The sequence below is a fragment of the Aminobacter aganoensis genome, assembly GCF_014206975.1.
Classification (GTDB): Bacteria; Pseudomonadota; Alphaproteobacteria; order Rhizobiales; family Rhizobiaceae; genus Aminobacter; species Aminobacter aganoensis.
The window spans coordinates 123,558-141,575 of sequence record NZ_JACHOU010000002.1; the positions used below are offsets into that span (position 1 = coordinate 123,558).

Here is an 18,018-nt window from a genome sequence, read left to right on the forward strand (position 1 = left end):
GCAGAGCGCCTGTGACGCTTGAAAATCCTCATCATTTGCATAAGCTTTGCTTATGCAAAGCCTGCGCCACCTATTGCCATCGGCCGGCAGCCTGATCGTCTTCGAAGCCGCCGGACGGCTGGCGAGCTTCACTGCAGCCGGGCGCGAGCTCGGCATGACGCAGGCGGCCGTCTCCTATGCCATCAGGGGACTTGAGGACCAGTTCGGCGCCAAGCTGTTCCAGCGCCGGCACCGACAGGTGCTGCTGACGGAGGCTGGCGAACGTTTCCACGCCGATGTCACGCTGGGGCTGTCGCATATCCGCAAATCGGCGGAAGAGCTCAGGGCGCGGGCCGGCGGCATGCATGTCACGCTGTCGGCATCGACCGCCTTTGCCTCGTTCTGGATGATGCCGCGCCTGCAAAAGTTCCGCGACGACCTGCCCGGCATCGACCTGCGCATCCAGACGGCCGACCGCGATCTCGACCTCGTCGCCGAAGGCATCCCGCTGGGCATACGCGGTGGCGACGCCGCCGACTGGCCGGATTATGAGCTGGCCCCGATTGCCGGCGAGGACATCTATCCCGTCGCCGGACCGGCCTATCTGGCGCGCGCCGACACGCCCAGGACGCCAGCGGAGATCACCCTGCACCACCTGATCCACCTCGACGAGCCCTACCGTCCGGCAGCGACATGGAACGAGTGGTTCCAGTCGGCCGGCCTGAACGGCGCGGTTGCCAAGCGCGGACTGGTCATCAACGACTATGTGCTTGTCATCCAGGCGGTGATGGAGGGCCAGGGCATCGCGCTCGGCTGGCGCCACCTTACCGACCGGCTGATCGCGGCCGGGCTTCTGGTCAGGCTCTCCGATCACGTAATGACGACCGGCAAGGGTTTTCACGTTGCCTGGCCGAAGAACCGGGCGCTCAGCGACAGCGCTGAAAAAGTGCGCGATTGGCTGGCGGCGCAAGCATGAGCCGACCATCGTGGCTCTGCCCCTCATCCGGCAAGGGGATGAGAGGCGGCATGCCATGCGACCACCAATCCACTGTGGATGCCCATAGCCCCCGCAATGCATCTGTCCCCGCTGAGCCGAATCCCGCTATAGTCCTGCCATGCCCATTCGCCAGCTTTCCGAAACGATGATCAACCAGATCGCCGCCGGCGAGGTCGTCGAGCGACCTGCCAGCGTCGTCAAGGAACTGGTCGAGAACGCACTCGACGCCGGCGCCTCGCGCATCGAGGTCGCGACCGCCGGCGGCGGGCTCAATCTGATCCGTGTCGTCGACGACGGCTCGGGCATGCCTGAGGAAGAGCTGGCACTGGCGATTTCGCGTCATTGCACCTCCAAGCTCGGCGAAGACATCCTCGACATCCGCTCGCTCGGCTTCCGTGGTGAAGCCTTGCCATCGATCGGTTCAGTGTCGAAGCTCATCATCCGCTCGCGCACGCGCCACGCCGACAGCGGCGCCGAAATTTCGGTGGAGGGCGGGCGGGTATCGGGCGTGCGGCCGGCGCCGACCAACAGGGGTACGTCGGTCGAGGTGCGCGACCTGTTCTACGCCACCCCTGCCCGGCTCAAATTCATGAAGACCGAGCGCGCCGAGGCAACGGCCATCGCCGACACGATCAAGCGCATTGCCATCGCCTTTCCCGCCGTGCGCTTCACGCTCTCCGGCACCGACCGCTCGACGCTGGAGCTTTCGGCGACCTCGGACAGTGTCGACGGCAGGCTCGCCCGCATCGCGCAGGTGATGGGCACCGACTTCCCCGACAATTCGATCGTCATCGATGCCGCGCGGGAGAGCGTTCGGCTGGAAGGTCACGTCTCGATCCCGTCCTACACCCGCGGCAACGCGCTGCAGCAATATGCCTATGTCAACGGCCGGCCGGTGCGCGACAAGCTTATCGCCTCGGCGATCCGCGGCGCCTATGCCGACGTCCTGCCGCGCGACCGCCATGCGGTGACGGTGCTGTTTCTTTCGCTCGACCCTGCCTATGTCGACGTCAACGTGCATCCGGCCAAGGCCGATGTACGCTTCCGCGATCCCGGCCTGGTTCGTGGCCTCATCGTCGGCGCGATCCGCCAGGCGCTGGCCGGCGCCGGCATCCGCCCGGCGACCACTGGAACGCACGCAATGATGGGCGCTTTTCGGCCGGGAGCTGCCAGCTACGGCCACCCCGGCCCGGCCAATGGCCATCGCGCCTACAATCCGGATTTCCGTGCGACGACCTCGCCAGGGTACGAGCCGCAACGCTCGCCGTTCCGGCCACTCGATGCCGGCTTCGCCGAGGCGGCACAGGCGAGCTTCGACACAGGTCCGCTGCACAGCGCCGACGCCCGCGCCGGATTGACCGAGGTCGCGGAAGTGCTGCTGCAGACCGAACTGGGTGCTGCCCGGGCCCAGGTGCACGAAAACTACATCGTCGCGCAAACGAGAGACTCTCTCGTCATCGTCGACCAGCATGCCGCCCATGAGCGGCTGGTCTACGAGGCGTTGAAGAACGCGCTGCATTCACGCCCCGTCGCGGCGCAAATGCTCTTGATGCCGGAAATCGTCGACCTGCCCGAGGAAGACGCGGAACGGCTTGCCATGCATTCGGAGACGCTGGCCCGCTTCGGCCTCGGCATCGAGCGTTTCGGCCCGGGTGCTGTCGCCGTGCGCGAGACGCCCGCCATGCTCGGCGAGACCGACGTCACCCAACTTGTGCGCGATCTGGCCGACGAGATCGCCGACAGCGATACGGCCGACACGCTGAAAGAGCGGCTGCATGCGATCGCCGCCACCATGGCCTGCCACGGCTCGGTCCGGTCCGGCCGCAGGCTACGGCCCGAGGAGATGAACGCGCTGCTGCGCCAAATGGAAGCAACGCCGGGTTCCGGCACCTGCAATCACGGCCGGCCGACCTATATCGAGCTCAAGCTTGCCGACATCGAAAAGCTGTTCGGCCGGCGCTGACACGTTTTCACGGTCCCTGCTCTCGGTGGGGTTCGTTCCAGCGGCGGCAGCTTGACCTCGGGCATTTGGTGGCCGTAAAAGCCGAGCAAGGAAGTTGAGCAAAAAGCGATGATGAACCGTTTCGAAGGCCCCGGCTCACGCGAAGCCCGTATCCGCTATCTCGACGGCGATTTCCAGGTGACGAGCCCCGGTTCCTTCGTGCGCTGTGCGGTGACGTCGGACTCGATACCGCTCGATGAGCTCAAATACTGGAGCGTCGCCCGCCAAGAACCTTATCGCGACGCGGCGGTTTCGCTGGCACGCGAGATCGACATGAACCCGGACCTGCGCAAGCGTCGCTAACTCAGCCAGCGATCATCCGTCGGCGCCAGGCATCGAGCGTTTCATCGACGATGCGCTCGGCCGAATGCTCGATGTCGAACACGGCATCGATCTCGAGCACGTTGAGGCGCTCGAGGAATGCGGGCGACGCCACGCCATGGCGCAGGCGCGCGGCGTCCTTGGACGTCGTCAGCAGCTCCAGTTCACCAGCGTCTGCTGCAGCCGCCAGATCGTCCAGTTCGTCGGGAAGATAGAAATGATGGTCGGCAAAGGCATGTGCCAGGACGACCGTGCCGCCGGCCTTGCCAATGGTGTCGAAGAACTTCTCGGGATGGCCGATGCCGGCAAAGGCAAGGAAGCGGCGACCGGCGAACGCCTTCTTGCCGCGCGGCCGCGCCGTCGCCGAAAAGACGGGCTTTCCGGCCCGCGCCGCCTGACGCACGACGGAATCGGCCCTTTCGCCCTCGCCCATCTTGAGGATGGCATCGGCAAAGCGGAGTTGGTCGATCAGCCGGGCGCGCATCGGCCCGCCGGGAATGACATGCCCATTGCCCAGGCCGAACCGCGCATCGACCACGATCAGCGAATAATCGATATGGATGCGCGCGCTCTGGAAGCCGTCGTCCATGATGAGGAAATTGCAGCCGCGTTCGATGAGCAGGCGCGCGCCCGCGGCCCGGTTGGCCGAGACGGCAACCAGCGCATGCTCGGCAAGCAGCAGCGGTTCGTCGCCAACATGCTTGGCGCTGTCATGGTGGGTATCGACGACGTGCGGCTCGGCGAAGCTTCCGCCATGGCCGCGTGACAGGAAGCCCGGCACCAGTTGCATGCGCTTGGCCTGCCTGGCGAGCGCGATCGCAATCGGCGTCTTGCCGGTGCCGCCGACAGTGAAGTTGCCGACGCAAAGCACGGGCGCGTCCATCTTCTCGCGACGGGCCGATTTCATGCGCCGGCCGGCAACCAAGGCATAAAGCGACGACACCGGGTAAAGCGCGTAGGCGCGCCAATCCGGCTTTTCCCACCAGAAAGGAGGCGCTTCGCTGGCCAGCTCTACCTCCCGCCCGCGCCCTTGAGGCGCGACTGAACGATCAGCGGATGGATGAAGGGCTCGAGCGATTTCAGCGTGCGGGCAAGTGCGCCGCGCATTTCCTCAACCGTCACCGCACCTGCGGCCATCATGTCGTGACGTGCGATCTCGTTGCCGAGCAGGAAGTTGACCGCACCCGCAAGCATGTCGCGGTCGCGCACGATCTTGGCGCCGCCACGGTCGATCAGCCGCTGATAGGTGTCGCGGAAATTCTGCACGTTGCGTCCAGCAAGCACCGCAGTGTCGAGCATGGCCGGCTCGAGCGGGTTCTGGCCGCCCTGCGAGGTCATGGACCGGCCGACAAAGGCGATCTCGGTCAGGCGCAGATAAAGCCCCATCTCGCCGATCGTATCGCCGAGAAGGATGTCCGTGTCAGGCGAGATGTTGTCGCCGCTGCTGCGACGAACGACGTTGAGGCCCATGCCTGTCAGTTCGGACATCAAGGCGACGGCACGATCAGGATGACGCGGCACGATGATGGTCAGCAGGCTGCGGTGGCGGTTGCGCAGCATGGCATGCACTTCCGCCGCCATGACCTCTTCGCCGTCGTGGGTGGAGATGGCGGCCCAGGTCGGCCGGCGGCCAATCTGGCGCTGGACCGCATGCAGGGCACGCTCGTCTGCCGGCGGCGGCGCCGTATCCACCTTGAGATTGCCCGAAACTGTGACGGGACGCGCGCCGAGAGCACGAAAACGCTCGCCGTCGACCTCCGACTGAGCGACCACATGGGCCATGTTTTCGAACAGCGCTTCGGCGATGTTGGCACGCCTCTTCCACGAAGCGAACGACCGGTCGGACAGGCGCCCGTTGACCAGTATCTGCGGCACGCGCCGTGCGCCGAGCTCGAGGATGGTCATCGGCCAGATCTCGGATTCCGCGATGATCGCAAGGTCCGGGTGCCAATGGTCGAGGAAACGGCTGACCGCCGGCTTGAGGTCGAGCGGCACATATTGATGGATGACCCGATCACCCAGGCGCTCTTCCACCACCTGCGCGGAGGTAACGGTGCCAGTCGTCAGTACGACATGAATGCCGTAGCCCAGAATGGCCTCGATCAGGGGCACGACCGCAATGGTCTCGCCGACACTTGCCGCGTGGAACCAGATCAGCGGGCCCTCGGGCCGTTCGCGACTCGGCACGCCATAGCGCTCGCGGCGACGATTGCGGTCTTCCTTGCCCTTGGAGGCTCGCCAGGCGACGTAGCCGCCAACCATCGGATATGCGGCGGCACCGGCATAACGATAGGCACTCAGAAAGGCGCGGGCCCAGCGTTCGCTCATCGGGGACCGTCCACCAGGCCATACGCCTTTTCGGTCGCCCGATTGAGAGCGGCGGTCACCTCGACGCGAATCCGTTCCATCTCAGCATCGTCGGCATCGGCTGGCACCGGGATCAACGGCTCGACGATAACCGCGCAACGGCCGAATGGCAGGCTGATCGTGGTCTTGTCCCAGGTCTTCTCCAGCACCTTGCGTCGGCTGGTGGCAATCGCGATCGGTGCGATCGGCCGCCCCGACAGGCGGGCCAGAAGGACAATACCCATGCCCGACTCACGCGGCTTCCCATGCGGAATGTCAGCGATCATGGCGACGTTCTTGCCGGCATCAAGCGCCTTTTTGAGGGCAATCAGCGCAGTTGCGCCGCCCTTTTCGAGCCTGCTCTTGCTTTCCCGCCCGCCGGAGCCGCGCACCGCTTCGATGCCGAATTTTTCGACCACCTGAGCGTTGAGCTCGGCGTCGGCACTGCGCGAGACCATCGCCACCAGACCGCGCTTGTTGGGATAGACCGTAGGCGCCAGGAGATGCTGGCCGTGCCACATTCCAAATACCAACGGCTCGCTGTCGGCATAGGCATAGTTGGCAAGATCGACGGAGCCATCGACCAGAGGGTTGGTGCGGCGAATGAAACTCAAGCCATAGGCAAACAGATTGGTGATCGCGGCCTTGGCGAAACGCGACTGGGCAAGCGGTTCGCGAATGCGCCGCCAAAACGTCTTGGATGCCTTCTTGGCACGCTTTTTCTTCGCCGCAGGCCTCGCGGCCGGTGGCGCCATGCCAGGTTGCTCCATCAATTCTGACCGGCCGCCTTCGTGTCCGGCTCCAGCAGCCGATGCAGGTGGACGACGAAGTAGCGCATATGGGCGTTGTCGACGCTCCCTTGGGCTTTCGCCTTCCAGGCAAGCTCGGCCGACTTGTAGTCGGGATAGACGCCAACGATGTCGAGCGCGTCGAGATCGCGGAACTCGGTTCCGCCCAGTTTCGTCAGCTCGCCGCCGAACACCAGATGCAAGAGCTGTTTCTTTCCGTCTTCTTCCGACATCTTCTTCCTTGATTCATCATCTCAGGGCCCGCCTGATCTAGACCAAACCGGGCCGTTTTGGAACTGTTTGCAGTTCGTCAGCCGTCTTGACCGGCAAGAACCCCTGCCATGACGTCGAGCAAGGCCCCGCTGCCGGCCATCAGCGCGCCATGGACGATCTCCCTGCCAGCAAAGGCCGGAAGGCCGCCGTGGCTGTCGAGCAGCTTTCCGCCGGCCTCGGCCAATATCAACTCTGCCGCGGCAATGTCCCAGTCATGTGCGTTCGGCTTGACGAAGGTCGCGTCGAGCGCACCGCTGGCGATCATCGCCAGACGATAGGCAAGCGAGGGGATATACGCCTCGCGATCGAGCCTGCCTTGCCATTCCTCCGGCATCCGGTCGATCATCGGCTTGGGGCCGGCCATGCGCACCCGCTCGCCCATCTCGCGAACCCGGATCGGTGCATCGTTGAGGAAAGCTCCGCCGCCCGCGACCGCCCAATATGTCTCTTCACGCGCCGGGCATTCGAGCACGCCGGCCAGCGACCGGCCGTTTTCGACGACGGCCACACTGACGCACCATGCCGTGCGGCCTTCAACGAAGCCGCGTGTGCCGTCGATGGGGTCCACCACGAAGGTGCGGCGTGCGCCGAGCCGGTCGGGATTGTCGGCGGTTTCCTCCGACAGCCAGCCATAGCCAGGCCGCGCCGCCATCAGCGTGTCGCGCAAATAGCTGTCGGCGGCGTAGTCAGCCTCGCTGACCGGCGAATTGCCGCCCTTGAACCAGACTTCCGGGCTCTGCCGGAAATAGCCCATGGCAATGCGCCCGGCCTCGGTCGCTGCCGAACGCAGCAGTTCGAGTTCGGCCTTGAGCTCCGCCTGGTCTGTGATCTCAGTCTCCGGCAAGGGTCATGCCTTCGATCAACAGGGTCGGCGCGGCGGTGCCGTAGTTGCGGTCGAGGTCGCTCGCCGGCACCATGCGCATGAACATGTCCTTGAGGTTGGAGGCGATGGTCACCTCCGACACCGCCCAGGCAAGCTCGCCATTCTCGATCCAGAAACCCGAGGCACCGCGGCTGTATTCGCCGGTGACCATGTCAACACCCTGGCCGAACACCTCGGTGACGTAGAAGCCGCGCTTCAGCGAGCGGATCAGCTCTTCGGGGGATTTCTCGCCCGGTTCGATGGCAAAATTGGTCGAGGATGGCGACACGGACGAGCCACCACGCGCACCGCGACCGTTGGTGACCAGTCCGAGTTCCCGTGCCGCCGACGTCGACAGGAACCAATGGTTGAGCACGCCCCTGTCGACCATCCTGAGTGTCGCGCCCTCGATGCCTTCGCCGTCGAAGGGCCGCGAGGCCTGGCCGCGCCGCTTGAGAGGTTCGTCGATCGCGGTGATCGCGGCGGATGCCACCTGCTTGCCCATCATGTCGCGCAGGAAGCTGGTCTTGCGGGCCACCGAAGCGCCGTTGATGGCGCCGGCAAGGTGCCCGGCGATGCCGCGCGCGACACGGGGATCGAAGACGACATCGACCGGTCCGGTTGCGGCCTTGCGCGCGTTGAGCCTCTTGACTGCGCGCTCGCCGGCCTTGCGGCCGATGTCGGCCGCGGCATCGAGATCGGCGAAATGCAGCCGAGAAGAGTAGTCGTAGTCGCGCTCCATCGACGTGCCCTCGCCGGCGATGACGCTGGCCGAGCGCGAGAAACGCGAACCGACATAGTGGCCGACGAAGCCATGCGACGTGGCGAGCACCAGGCCGCCCAGACCGGCGGCGGCACCGGCGCCAGCCGAGTTGGTCACGCCCTTGACGGCGAGCGCCGCCTCTTCGGCAGCAAGCGCATCTTCCCTCAGGCGCTCGGCCGATACCTCTGTGTCGTCGAAGAGATCGAGATCGCGCGGCGATTTGGCCAGAAGTGCTGCGTCGGCCAGACCCTGATAGGGATCCTCCGGCGACACCCTGGCCATGGCGACGGCGCGTTCCGCAAGAGTCCTGGGGTCAGACGCGGCAGTGGCCGATACGCTGGCAACCCGTTGGCCGACGAAAACACGAAGCGACATGTCCTCGCTTTCGGACGCCTCGGTGCCCTCGACCTTGCCCAATCGCACTGACACGCTGGTCGAACGCCCGCGTACGGCAACTGCATCGGCAGCATCGGCGCCGGCCCGTTTTGCCGCCTCGACGAGGCTCGCCACCCGGTCGGCCAGTTTCGCGGCGTCGTTGCTATCGTTCATTGGCATGTTCCGATTGCTTGCCGCATGGGACGCGGCCCGTCCCCTCCATCTATTGTCCCCGACCGGCTTGTGCAATGGGCGGGTGCATGGTCAAACGACCCTAGCCCGGCACATCGCCGCACAAATCTTCGGGAATTCGCATGTCCGCACAGGCCCAGGCACCGGCAAAATTCACCACCGGATCGACCATGCGCCATGTCGTGGTCATGACCGGCACCGGATCGATTGGGCTGATTGCGATCTTCATCGTCGACGCACTCAACCTGTTCTACATCTCGCTGCTCGGCATCGAGGAACTGGCTGCGGCGATCGGCTTTGCCTCGACGCTGCTGTTCTTCACGCTGTCGATCTCGATCGGCTTCACCATCGCCTGCGGTGCACTGGTGGCCCGCTGCCTCGGGCGTGGCCAGCGCGAAGAGGCCGCACGCATGGGCGGCGCCTCGATGGTCTTCATGGGCCTAGCGACCCTGGCCATGACCCTGGCTGCCATGCCGTTCCTGCGGCCCCTGGTTGCGCTTCTCGGCGCGACCGGCGACACACTCGACCTGTCGACGCGCTTCCTGCAGATCGTGCTGCCGTCGTTTCCGATCATGGCGCTCGGCATGTGCACGACGGGCATCCTGCGCGGCGTCGGCGACGCCAGGCGGGCGATGTATGTGACACTGGGCAGCGGCATCGCGGCGGCGATACTCGACCCGATCCTCATCTTCGGCTTCGATCTCGGCCTCGACGGTGCGGCGATCTCGACGGTGCTGACCCGCTTCGTGATGCTCGCCATCGGCTTGCATGGCGCCCATGTCGTGCACAAGCTGATCAGGCTTCCAAATCTGAGCGGCTTGCGCGATGCGGTGCGGCCGTTCTTCGCGATCGGCGTCCCGGCGATGCTGACGCAGGTCGCGACCCCCGTCGGCAATGCCTATGTGACGATCGAGATGGCCGCCTTCGGCGACCAGGCGGTAGCCGGCTGGGCGATCATCGGTCGCCTCGTGCCGGTCGCCTTCGGCGTCATCTTCGCGCTCTCGGGCGCAGTCGGACCGATCCTTGGCCAGAACTATGGCGCCCGCAAGTTCGACCGACTGACGACGACGATGCGCGACAGCCTGCTGTTCACCATCGTCTATGTCCTGGCTGTTTGGGCGCTCCTGGCCATCTTCGCCAATCCGATCGCCAGCGCCTTCGGCGCCGAAAGCGTTGCGCGCGACCTGATTGTCTTCTTCTGCCACTTCGCCGCTGGCAGCTTCCTGTTCAACGGCGCGATCTTCGTCTCCAGCGCTGCCTTCAACAATCTGGGCTATCCGACCTATTCGACGGTCTTCAATTGGGGCCGCTCGACGCTCGGCGTCATCCCCTTCGTCTGGGCCGGCGCGCACTATTGGGGCGCGATCGGCGTCATCGCCGGCTGGGGCCTTGGGGCGGTTGTGTTCGGCGTCGCGTCGATGATCGTGTGCTTCCGCGTCGTCAAGGCGATCGCCAACGAACCTCAGCACCAGGACGAAGCCGTGCCGACAGCGCCACCGGCCGCGCAGTCGCCCTTTTCCACCGGCAAGGCATCGACGCTGCAATAGGCGCCGATACGGCTGAGCTACTGCAGCACTTCGTCGACGGCGCGCTTGAGTTCGTCCTTGATCGCCACGGTCTCGGCCATCACCTGGTCGATCTTGAGGAAATCGAGCGCCTTGAAGCGCGACACGGGCGGGCGCAGGAAGATGTCGGGCGGGTTCTGGCTCAGCTTGTTGGCGATGATCGACTGCATCATCAACTGGCTGGCACCGAACATCAGGTCGATCGAGTTGGGCTGCTTGCGGCCGTTTTCGAACGGTGCGCCGACGACGTCAATGGCGATGGTGAAATCGGCCACGCCATCGAGCAAATCGAACGGCACCGGGTTGTAGATGCCGCCGTCGATGTAGAGCGTGTTGCCGCGCAGCACCGGCTTGAAGACGGCCGGTATCGCCGCCGACGCCGCCAGCGCCGAGAACAGCTCGCCTTCCTCGAATACCGACAGGCAATGGCCGTAATAGTCGGTCGCCGTCACCTTGAGAGGCAATTTGAGTTCTTCGAAGGTCGCCGGAACGCCCTCCGGCAGGAATGCCTTGAGGATTCGCTCGACATTGAACTGGGTGACCCGGATGCCGCTTTCGACCATCTCGGAAAGCGTGCCGGGGCGCGCGCGCCACATGCGGCTGGCGACTTCGGCGGGCCGGCCGAGCACGGCGCGGGAATGCTCGTGGATGTCGCGGCCGCTCAGGCCTGCGGCCATGCCAGCGCCCATGACGGCGCCGATGGACGAGCCGGCAATCGCCACCGGCTTGATGCCGAGTTCGTCGAGCGCCTCGATGACGTGGATGTGGGCCAGCCCGCGTGCGCCGCCGCCGCCGAGTGCAAGGGCGAAGGTCGCGCTCATCCCTTGCTCGTTTCGGCGAATTTCGGACCGAGGATCATCACTGCCGGCTCGACCGTCAGCAGCTTGCGCGCCGCTGCCTTCACCTGCTCGAGCGTCACCGCATTGATCAGTTCGACGCGGCGCTGCATGTAGTCGATGCCAAGCTCGTCGGTCTGCAGGTCGACCAGCGTGCTGGCGATGGCACCCGAGGAGTCGAGATTGTTGATCGCATAGGCGCCGAGCATGTATTTCTTGGCCGCATCGAGTTCGGCCTCGGTGGGCCCCTCTTCCGCCATCTTGCGGATCACCTCGCGAATGACGCCCAATGTCTCGGCGGCCCGGTCGGAGCGGGTCGCGGTGCCGATGATCAGGGACGAGGCGTGTTCCTGGTTGATGAGCGCGGAACTGACGCTGTAGGCCAGCCCCCGCTTCTCACGCACTTCGTCGAACAGCCGCGACGAGAAGGTGCCACCGCCGAGGATGTGTTCCATCAGCGCCGCTGCAAGGAAGTCGGGCGCCTCGCGCGGCACGCCGGGATAGATCAGTTGCAGCGACGTCTGCGGCAACGGGTACTCCATATGCATCGTCTGGCGCAGCTTGGGCTCGACGCGTTCGACGACGCGCAGGTCGGCCTTTTCCGGCAAGCCGCCGAACACCTGGTCCAACCGCTTCTTCAGTGTTTCGGCATCGATCGCGCCGACAACCGCTACATGAATGTTCTGGCGGGTGAAATTGGCCTTGTGGAAAGCGCGCAGGTCGTCGGCGGTGATTGTGGCGAGCGACGTTTCCGTGCCCTGGTCGGGCCGAGCATAAGGATGGTCGCCATAAACCGCCTTGGCCCATTTACGCGCCGCCTGCGCTTCGGGGTCACGGGCGTTGGCAACGATGCCGGACACGATCTGCGAGCGGATGCGGTCGATCGGAGCCTGGTCGAAACGCGGCTTCTCGACCGCCAGCTTCAGCAACTCGAACGCCTCGTCCTGCCTGTCGGCCAACATGCGCATGCCGCCGCCGACTGCGTCGTTGCTTTCGTTGAAGCCCATCTCGGCACCGGCTTCGTCGAGCCTGGTCTGGAAGGCATCGCTGTCGAGGTCGCCGGCACCTTCGTCGAAGAGACCGGTCATCAGATTGGCAAGTCCCTCCTTACCGACCGGGTCCTGCGTGCTGCCGCCGTCGAACAGGAACTTGATGGCGAAGATCGGGACAGAATAGTCCTCGACCAGCCAGGCGGTGATGCCCCTGTCCGACTTGACCTCCTGGATGCGTACCTCGGCGCGCGCGGCCACCACCGCCGGCAGCACCAGAAACACCAGCGCCAGCATCAGCGTCAGCGCCGACATCGAAATCCTGAACCGCATTGCCGTAAGTGTGGTCATCAGATCATTTCTCGACAGATTTGGCCGGCAGCAGATAGCCGGCGACCGAATGGTCGGGATTGAGGTACTTGGCAGCAACCGCCTTGATCTGGTCGGCGCTGACCGCCCGTATCCTGTCCGGCCACTGCTTGATGTCGTCGACGGTGCCACCGGTGGCCAGCGTGCTGCCGTATATGTTGGCCATGCTCGCCTGGTTGTCGCGCGCAAAGATCATCGAGCGGACAAAGCGGTCCTTGGCCTTTTCAAGCTCGTCCGAGGTCACGCCATCCTTGATGATGCGGCGGATTTCGACGTCGACCGCGGACTCGACCTGCTGCAGCCCGGCTTCGCCACGCGGCGCGCCGTAGACGGTGAAGCTGGTGTCGTCGACCATCGTTCCCTCGAAGAAGGCACCGGCAGACGAAGCGATGCCATCCTTGACCACCAGCGCCTGGTAAAGCCGGCTGCGGTTGCCGCCACCCAGTATCTCCGAAAGCAGGTCGAGCGCCTCAGCCTCGCCTGCTTCGGCAGTCTGGTAGGACGGCACCACCCACGCCTTGGAGAAGCTGGGCACGCTCACCCGCTCGTCGGTGAGTTCGACCGTGCGCTTGGTGTTCTGCTCCGGCTCCGTCGGGCGGACGCGCGGCGGAAGGTCGGGGCCACGCGCGACCTGGCCGTAGGTTTTCTCGGCAAGCACCTTGACGTTTTCCGGCTCGACGTCGCCGGCGACGATCAGGATCGCGTTGTTGGGCGCGTAATAGCGATCGTAGAAGGCGGTGGCATCGAGCCGGTTCAGTTTCTCGATCTCGTGCATCCAGCCGATGACCGGCGTTCGGTAGGGCTGGTTCTGGAACAGCGTCGCGTCGACTTCCTCGTTAAGCAGCGCGCCGGGATTGTTTTCGATGCGCGAACGGCGTTCCTCGAGGATGACGTCGCGCTCAGGCCCGATCACCGCGTCGGTCAGGACCAGGTTGCGCATCCTGTCGGCCTCGAAACCCATCATCGCTTCGAGCGCGCCTGGGGTTACCGTCTGGTGGTAGGCCGTGTAGTCATAGGTGGTGAAGGCGTTTTCGCTGCCGCCGATTTCAGCGACCTTCTGGCCGAACTCGCCGGCCTTGTGATTGGTCGTTCCCTTGAACATCAGATGTTCGAAGAAGTGCGCGATGCCCGACTTTCCAGGCATCTCGTCGGCGCTACCGACCTTGTACCAGACCATGTGGGTGACGATCGGCGCACGATGATCTGGGATGACCACCACCTGCATGCCGTTGTCGAGCGTGAAGCTGGTGACGTCCCAGTCGCCGCGCGGCGCTTCGGCCAGAGCCGGCCCAGCCCATGACAGGCCCAAGGCGAACACGGCCGGCAGCGAGCCCTTCGACCGCAAGAATCCCAAAATCATCAACTGCCTCTGAATGTGGACGTGCTGCCTTATAGGCGTCGGCACGAAGCGGCGGGAAGTGAATTGTTCGTAACCTTGGCCGCCGAAAGAGGCTGAAGTCGGGCGCCGGCCTATCGGGCTTCGATGAAGCGGATCACCGTCTCGCCATAGGAGCGTTCGTCGACGACGGAAAAGCCGGGGCCCGGCTCGAACGGAACCGATGCCACTTCCTCGACCACGCACAGCGCACCCGGCGCGAGCCAACCGCCGGCACGAGCCGACCGCAACGCACCTTCGCCCAATCCCTTGCCGTAGGGCGGGTCGGCAAAGACCAGGCCAAACGGCCCCAGCGTGCCGGCGTCGCCGAGACCGGTCGCGTCGCGACGGAAAATCTTCGTCCGGCCGGTCAGGCCAAAGGCTTCGACATTGGTGCGGATGAGCCCGCGGCCTTCCGCGGACTCCTCGATGAACACGCAACAAGAAGCGCCGCGCGACAGCGCCTCGATGCCGAGCGCACCGGTGCCAGCGAAAAGATCGAGCACGCGCGCGCCTTCGAGCCTGTCGGCGAAGCGATGGGCAAGCATGTTGAACACCGCCTCGCGGGTGCGATCGGTGGTCGGGCGGATGGCGTTGTCGCGCGGCGTGGCCAACGGCCTGCCGCGCAGATCGCCGCCGACAACCCGCATCAGCCGCGATCCTTGCGCGGACCGCTTGGGCGTCCGCCACGCGGACCATCGCCTCTTGGCCTGTCAGAACGAGGCTTGTCCGAACGTGGCTTATCGAAGCGAGGCTTGTCGAAATCAGGCCGGTTGCGCGGCTTGGAAGCGGCTTCAGCCTTGGCCTTTTCGCTCTGCGGACGCGCGCCCGGAGCCATCCAGACATTGGCCTTGCGGGCGCCCGGAGTTTCGAACGGCTTCTTCTCGCGATCGTCGCCCTTCTTGCCGCCGAACTTCGGCTTGTCACCGAATTTGGGCTTGTCGCCAAACCTGGGCTTGTCACCGAACTTTGGCTTGTCGCCGAAGCCGGCGGGGCGCTCGGTCGAAAGACGGCCAAGCACATCCTCGCGGTGACGCTCGTTGGAACGCTTGCGGTTCTTGATCAGGCCGCCCTCGCCGATGCGGCCGCGTTCGCCGTCGCGCTGGAACTTCGGACGTGCCGGTTCCTCCTCGCGCGGCTCGCGTGGGCGCACCGTCGGCTTGTTGGAGAAAGGCTTGACGATGTCGGCATCGAAATTGGCGCCGGCCTCCTCGATCAGCCGCTCGCCAAGCTGGTCGCGCAGCATCTTGCCCTTGATCTCCTGGACGTGCCCCTCGGGCAATTCGCCGAGCTGGAACGGGCCATAGGAGATGCGGATCAGCCGGTTCACTTCGAGGCCGAGGGCGCCGAGGATGTTCTTGACTTCGCGGTTCTTGCCTTCGCGAAGGCCGATGGTGATCCAGGCATTGGTGCCCTGCTCGCGGTCGAGGGTCGCCTCGACAGCTCCGTAGAACACGCCGTCGACGGCGATGCCGTCCTTGAGTCCATCAAGCGTCTTCTGCTCGACCTTGCCGTGGACGCGCACGCGGTAGCGCCGCAGCCAGCCGGTCGCCGGCAGCTCGAGCACGCGCGACAGGCCGCCGTCATTGGTCAGCAGCAGCAGCCCTTCGGTGTTGATGTCGAGACGACCGATGGTCATCAGCCTGGGCAATTCGGCCGGCAGCACGTCGAAGACGGTCTTGCGGCCCTCCGGGTCGCGGTTGGTCGTCACCAGTCCGGCCGGCTTGTGGAACAGGAACAGGCGGGTGCGTTCAATCGGCGGGATTTCGGTGCCGTCGAGATGGATGACATCGTCGACCATGACGTTGAATGCCGGCGACGACAGGATCTTGCCGTTGACCTTGATTCGGCCGGCAGCGATCAGTTCCTCGGCGTCGCGACGCGACGCAATACCGGCGCGCGCCAGCCGCTTGGCGATACGCTCGCCCGGCTCGGCTGCCTCTTCGGTCCGGCGCGGACGCGGCTTGAAGCCCTCGTCCCTGGGACGGTGGTCGCCCTGCGGCCGTGGACGGAACGCCCTCGCCTCGCCATCGCCGCGCGGCTGGTCGCTGTCGAAGCGACGGGGACGCGGGGCACCGCCGTCACGCTTTTCATACGGCTTGCCCTGATAAGAGCCGCCTTCACGCTTCTCGTACGGCTTGCCCTCCGGGCGCGGGCCCTTGCGGAAAGGTCGCTCGCCGCCAGCACCTGCCTCGCCGTCGCGCGGACGGAATTCGCGGTGCGGCCGCTCGCCGCCTTCAGATGGCCGCGGACGGTAAGGCTTGTCACCGCCGAAGGAGCGGCCGCCCTCGCGCTTTTCGTAGGGTTTGCCCTCGGAGCGCGGACCCTTGCGGAATGGCCGCTCGGCGTCTGCTGAGCGGGCCTCGCCATCACGTGGACGAAAGTCGCGCTTCGGGCGCTCACCCTCGCCGCCCTCGGCTGGACGCGGACGATATGGCTTGTCCTGGAACGGACGGCCTTCACGCTTCTCGTAAGGCTTGCCCTCGGGACGCGTGCCCTTGCGGAAGGGGGCTGCAGCGTGTTCGGGCCGCGCCTCCCCGTCGCGTGGACGGAAGTCGCGCTTCGGGCGCTCACCGCCTTCGGCACCTTCGGCACGCTTCACGAAAGGCTTCTTGGCAAAGGGCTTGGCGCCGCCTTCGGCGCGCGGCTTGCCGAATTTCTTCGCACCGCCATCGCGGCCGCCTGCACCACCCGGCTTGGAGCCGCCCTTGCGCGGGAATTTCTTTCGATCGTCGTCCATGGTGGCCTTTGCCCTTTTCGGCGGCTAGATAACAGGAAGCTCGGGGGTTAGCGAGGGGAAACAGGATGGCTGAGGCGTGAAACGGCCCGATTACATGGCTCTGGCATTCGCGGAAGCAGAAGCCGCCGCCGCACGCGGCGAGGTGCCGATCGGTGCAGTCATCGTCAACGCCGGCGAAGTCGTCGCGCGCGCCGGAAACCGCACCCGCGAACTGAACGACGCCACGGCCCATGCCGAAGTGCTGGCAATTCGCGAGGCGTCGGAAAAATTCGGCTCCGAGCGCCTCACTGGACATGACCTCTATGTGACGCTGGAACCCTGCACAATGTGCGCAGCCGCCATCTCGTTTTCACGGCTCAGGCGGCTCTACTTCGGCGCGGTCGACGACAAGGGCGGCGCAGTCGTCAGTGGCGTGCGCTTTTTCGCCGCGCCGACCTGCCATCACGCTCCGGACGTCTATCCGGGGATAGGCGAAACGCGGTCGGCCGAAATACTGAAAGGCTTCTTCAAGGACCGTCGCGACCTATAGGGAATCGCGACGCGTCAGCAATCGATCAGAACGGCCACCAGCTGCTGCTCTTCTTGGCAAGCTTCTTCTTGCGGCGTTCCTTCTTGATCTCGTCTTCGCCGAGTTCATCCTGCGCAGCACTTGCCGACGCCTCGCGATACACCAAAGGCGGCTCGCTCAGATATTTGCGGGTGCTGGCACTGCCCTGCTTGTTCTCGCGCAGGCGGCGCTCGATCTCGACCTTGCGCTGCGCGGGCGTCCACTTGCTCATGTCCGGGCCGTTCAGCGACGTCATGTCGTTGACGACCTGCGGCTCGAAGTTCGGGTTGTCGCGATTCTTGGTCGCGTCGTCGCGGATACGGGCACGGCGTGCCTCGGGCGATTCGGGCCAATCGGCGCTGGCCGTGCTGACGATGTTGTCCTGCGGCGCCGGCAGAGCGGCAGCCTGGCCGGTCTTGGGCTTCACCAGCTCCGGACGCGGCTTGTAGTCGATGTTGTTGGTCTTCGGCTTCATCGAGAACATGTTGGTGACGTCGCCAGCCAGCTGCTCGGTCGCCGTCTTGTCGGTGCCGTAGGTGGGCGCGCTCATGCAGCCCGTCAGCGCCAGGCCGGAAACGGCGAGCGACGCAAGCAAAGCTCCACGCGCGCTGATGCGGTCCGTCATGCCAGTAATTTTCACTCGAACGCCTCTCGCTAGATGCCGGCCTTGAGCCGGGTCCCGGTCCGTTTGCTCATCCG

General features: G+C 65.2%; 17 protein-coding genes. 5 read left to right on the plus strand and 12 right to left on the minus strand.

Annotated elements, in window-relative coordinates:
- The first annotated feature begins 52 nt into the window (after positions 1-52).
- The 3 genes from GGR00_RS04510 to GGR00_RS04520 all read left to right on the plus strand — a co-directional run bounded on the left by GGR00_RS04510 (position 53) and on the right by GGR00_RS04520 (position 3,281).
- Entirely contained in the window at positions 53-955 is a 903-nt protein-coding gene (locus GGR00_RS04510) for a LysR substrate-binding domain-containing protein (RefSeq protein ID WP_055978939.1), read from the plus strand.
- 139 nt (positions 956-1,094) lie between these two features.
- Positions 1,095-2,939, plus strand: a complete 1,845-nt coding sequence (gene mutL, locus GGR00_RS04515; protein ID WP_055978937.1) for a DNA mismatch repair endonuclease MutL — start codon at positions 1,095-1,097, stop codon at positions 2,937-2,939.
- 108 nt (positions 2,940-3,047) lie between these two features.
- Complete coding sequence (locus tag GGR00_RS04520; RefSeq protein ID WP_055978934.1) at positions 3,048-3,281, plus strand: DUF2093 domain-containing protein; 234 nt, start codon at positions 3,048-3,050, stop codon at positions 3,279-3,281.
- Position 3,282: 1 nt separating this feature from the next.
- Here the strand turns inward: GGR00_RS04520 and lpxK are convergent, their stop codons facing one another.
- The 6 genes from lpxK to GGR00_RS04550 all read right to left on the minus strand — a co-directional run bounded on the left by lpxK (position 3,283) and on the right by GGR00_RS04550 (position 8,880).
- Positions 3,283-4,308: a tetraacyldisaccharide 4'-kinase gene (gene lpxK, locus GGR00_RS04525; protein WP_055978931.1), complete on the minus strand. Its 1,026-nt coding sequence runs from the start codon at positions 4,306-4,308 to the stop codon at positions 3,283-3,285.
- A gap of 2 nt (positions 4,309-4,310) precedes the next feature.
- On the minus strand, positions 4,311-5,627 hold the full coding sequence (gene waaA, locus GGR00_RS04530) for a lipid IV(A) 3-deoxy-D-manno-octulosonic acid transferase (protein WP_055978929.1): 1,317 nt from the start codon (positions 5,625-5,627) through the stop codon (positions 4,311-4,313).
- Positions 5,624-6,415: a lysophospholipid acyltransferase family protein gene (locus GGR00_RS04535; protein WP_055978926.1), complete on the minus strand. Its 792-nt coding sequence runs from the start codon at positions 6,413-6,415 to the stop codon at positions 5,624-5,626. The genes waaA and GGR00_RS04535 overlap by 4 nt, the downstream gene beginning before the upstream one ends.
- Positions 6,415-6,666, minus strand: a complete 252-nt coding sequence (locus GGR00_RS04540) for a DUF4170 domain-containing protein (RefSeq protein WP_055978923.1) — start codon at positions 6,664-6,666, stop codon at positions 6,415-6,417. Before GGR00_RS04540 ends, GGR00_RS04535 begins: the two co-directional genes overlap by 1 nt.
- Before the next feature lie 77 nt (positions 6,667-6,743).
- Entirely contained in the window at positions 6,744-7,550 is an 807-nt protein-coding gene (locus GGR00_RS04545) for a 3'(2'),5'-bisphosphate nucleotidase CysQ (RefSeq protein WP_055978920.1), read from the minus strand.
- Positions 7,537-8,880 carry a TldD/PmbA family protein gene (locus tag GGR00_RS04550; protein WP_055978918.1) on the minus strand — a complete coding sequence of 448 codons (1,344 nt, stop codon included), beginning with the start codon at positions 8,878-8,880 and terminating at the stop codon, positions 7,537-7,539. Before GGR00_RS04550 ends, GGR00_RS04545 begins: the two co-directional genes overlap by 14 nt.
- A gap of 140 nt (positions 8,881-9,020) precedes the next feature.
- On the opposite strand from GGR00_RS04550, the gene GGR00_RS04555 reads away from it, so the two are divergent.
- A complete protein-coding gene (locus tag GGR00_RS04555) occupies positions 9,021-10,445 on the plus strand; it encodes an MATE family efflux transporter (protein WP_184698244.1) in 1,425 nt (474 codons plus the stop codon).
- A 17-nt stretch (positions 10,446-10,462) separates the two neighbouring features.
- On the opposite strand, the gene GGR00_RS04560 is transcribed toward GGR00_RS04555, so the two are convergent.
- The 5 genes from GGR00_RS04560 to GGR00_RS04580 form a co-directional block, all read right to left on the minus strand.
- Positions 10,463-11,284, minus strand: a complete 822-nt coding sequence (locus GGR00_RS04560; RefSeq protein ID WP_055978912.1) for a patatin-like phospholipase family protein — start codon at positions 11,282-11,284, stop codon at positions 10,463-10,465.
- Positions 11,281-12,639, minus strand: a complete 1,359-nt coding sequence (locus GGR00_RS04565; protein ID WP_184698246.1) for a M16 family metallopeptidase — start codon at positions 12,637-12,639, stop codon at positions 11,281-11,283. Before GGR00_RS04565 ends, GGR00_RS04560 begins: the two co-directional genes overlap by 4 nt.
- 4 nt (positions 12,640-12,643) lie before the next feature.
- Positions 12,644-14,017: a M16 family metallopeptidase gene (locus tag GGR00_RS04570; protein ID WP_184698248.1), complete on the minus strand. Its 1,374-nt coding sequence runs from the start codon at positions 14,015-14,017 to the stop codon at positions 12,644-12,646.
- A 110-nt stretch (positions 14,018-14,127) separates the two neighbouring features.
- The gene (rsmD, locus tag GGR00_RS04575; protein WP_184698250.1) at positions 14,128-14,682 is read right to left on the minus strand and encodes a 16S rRNA (guanine(966)-N(2))-methyltransferase RsmD; all 555 of its coding nucleotides are present in this window, start codon (positions 14,680-14,682) and stop codon (positions 14,128-14,130) included.
- A complete protein-coding gene (locus GGR00_RS04580) occupies positions 14,682-16,772 on the minus strand; it encodes a pseudouridine synthase (RefSeq protein ID WP_184698252.1) in 2,091 nt (696 codons plus the stop codon). The genes rsmD and GGR00_RS04580 overlap by 1 nt, the downstream gene beginning before the upstream one ends.
- A gap of 76 nt (positions 16,773-16,848) precedes the next feature.
- On the opposite strand from GGR00_RS04580, the gene GGR00_RS04585 reads away from it, so the two are divergent.
- Complete coding sequence (locus GGR00_RS04585) at positions 16,849-17,301, plus strand: nucleoside deaminase (protein WP_055978899.1); 453 nt, start codon at positions 16,849-16,851, stop codon at positions 17,299-17,301.
- 25 nt (positions 17,302-17,326) lie between these two features.
- Here the strand turns inward: GGR00_RS04585 and GGR00_RS04590 are convergent, their stop codons facing one another.
- Positions 17,327-17,944, minus strand: a complete 618-nt coding sequence (locus GGR00_RS04590) for a hypothetical protein (RefSeq protein ID WP_184117338.1) — start codon at positions 17,942-17,944, stop codon at positions 17,327-17,329.
- Positions 17,945-18,018 lie beyond the last annotated feature (74 nt).

What these genes read in the sequence shown, in the direction of transcription:
- GGR00_RS04535 (WP_055978926.1), bottom strand. Translation starts at nt 6,415, where the DNA reads ATGGAGCAACCTGGCATGGCGCCACCGGCCGCGAGGCCTGCGGCGAAG.
- mutL (WP_055978937.1), top strand. Translation starts at nt 1,095, where the DNA reads ATGCCCATTCGCCAGCTTTCCGAAACGATGATCAACCAGATCGCCGCC.
- GGR00_RS04510 (WP_055978939.1), top strand. Translation starts at nt 53, where the DNA reads ATGCAAAGCCTGCGCCACCTATTGCCATCGGCCGGCAGCCTGATCGTC.
- GGR00_RS04590 (WP_184117338.1), bottom strand. Translation starts at nt 17,944, where the DNA reads ATGACGGACCGCATCAGCGCGCGTGGAGCTTTGCTTGCGTCGCTCGCC.
- GGR00_RS04520 (WP_055978934.1), top strand. Translation starts at nt 3,048, where the DNA reads ATGATGAACCGTTTCGAAGGCCCCGGCTCACGCGAAGCCCGTATCCGC.
- GGR00_RS04540 (WP_055978923.1), bottom strand. Translation starts at nt 6,666, where the DNA reads ATGTCGGAAGAAGACGGAAAGAAACAGCTCTTGCATCTGGTGTTCGGC.
- GGR00_RS04580 (WP_184698252.1), bottom strand. Translation starts at nt 16,772, where the DNA reads ATGGACGACGATCGAAAGAAATTCCCGCGCAAGGGCGGCTCCAAGCCG.
- GGR00_RS04570 (WP_184698248.1), bottom strand. Translation starts at nt 14,017, where the DNA reads ATGATTTTGGGATTCTTGCGGTCGAAGGGCTCGCTGCCGGCCGTGTTC.
- GGR00_RS04550 (WP_055978918.1), bottom strand. Translation starts at nt 8,880, where the DNA reads ATGAACGATAGCAACGACGCCGCGAAACTGGCCGACCGGGTGGCGAGC.
- rsmD (WP_184698250.1), bottom strand. Translation starts at nt 14,682, where the DNA reads ATGCGGGTTGTCGGCGGCGATCTGCGCGGCAGGCCGTTGGCCACGCCG.
- GGR00_RS04560 (WP_055978912.1), bottom strand. Translation starts at nt 11,284, where the DNA reads ATGAGCGCGACCTTCGCCCTTGCACTCGGCGGCGGCGGCGCACGCGGG.
- waaA (WP_055978929.1), bottom strand. Translation starts at nt 5,627, where the DNA reads ATGAGCGAACGCTGGGCCCGCGCCTTTCTGAGTGCCTATCGTTATGCC.
- GGR00_RS04555 (WP_184698244.1), top strand. Translation starts at nt 9,021, where the DNA reads ATGTCCGCACAGGCCCAGGCACCGGCAAAATTCACCACCGGATCGACC.
- GGR00_RS04565 (WP_184698246.1), bottom strand. Translation starts at nt 12,639, where the DNA reads ATGACCACACTTACGGCAATGCGGTTCAGGATTTCGATGTCGGCGCTG.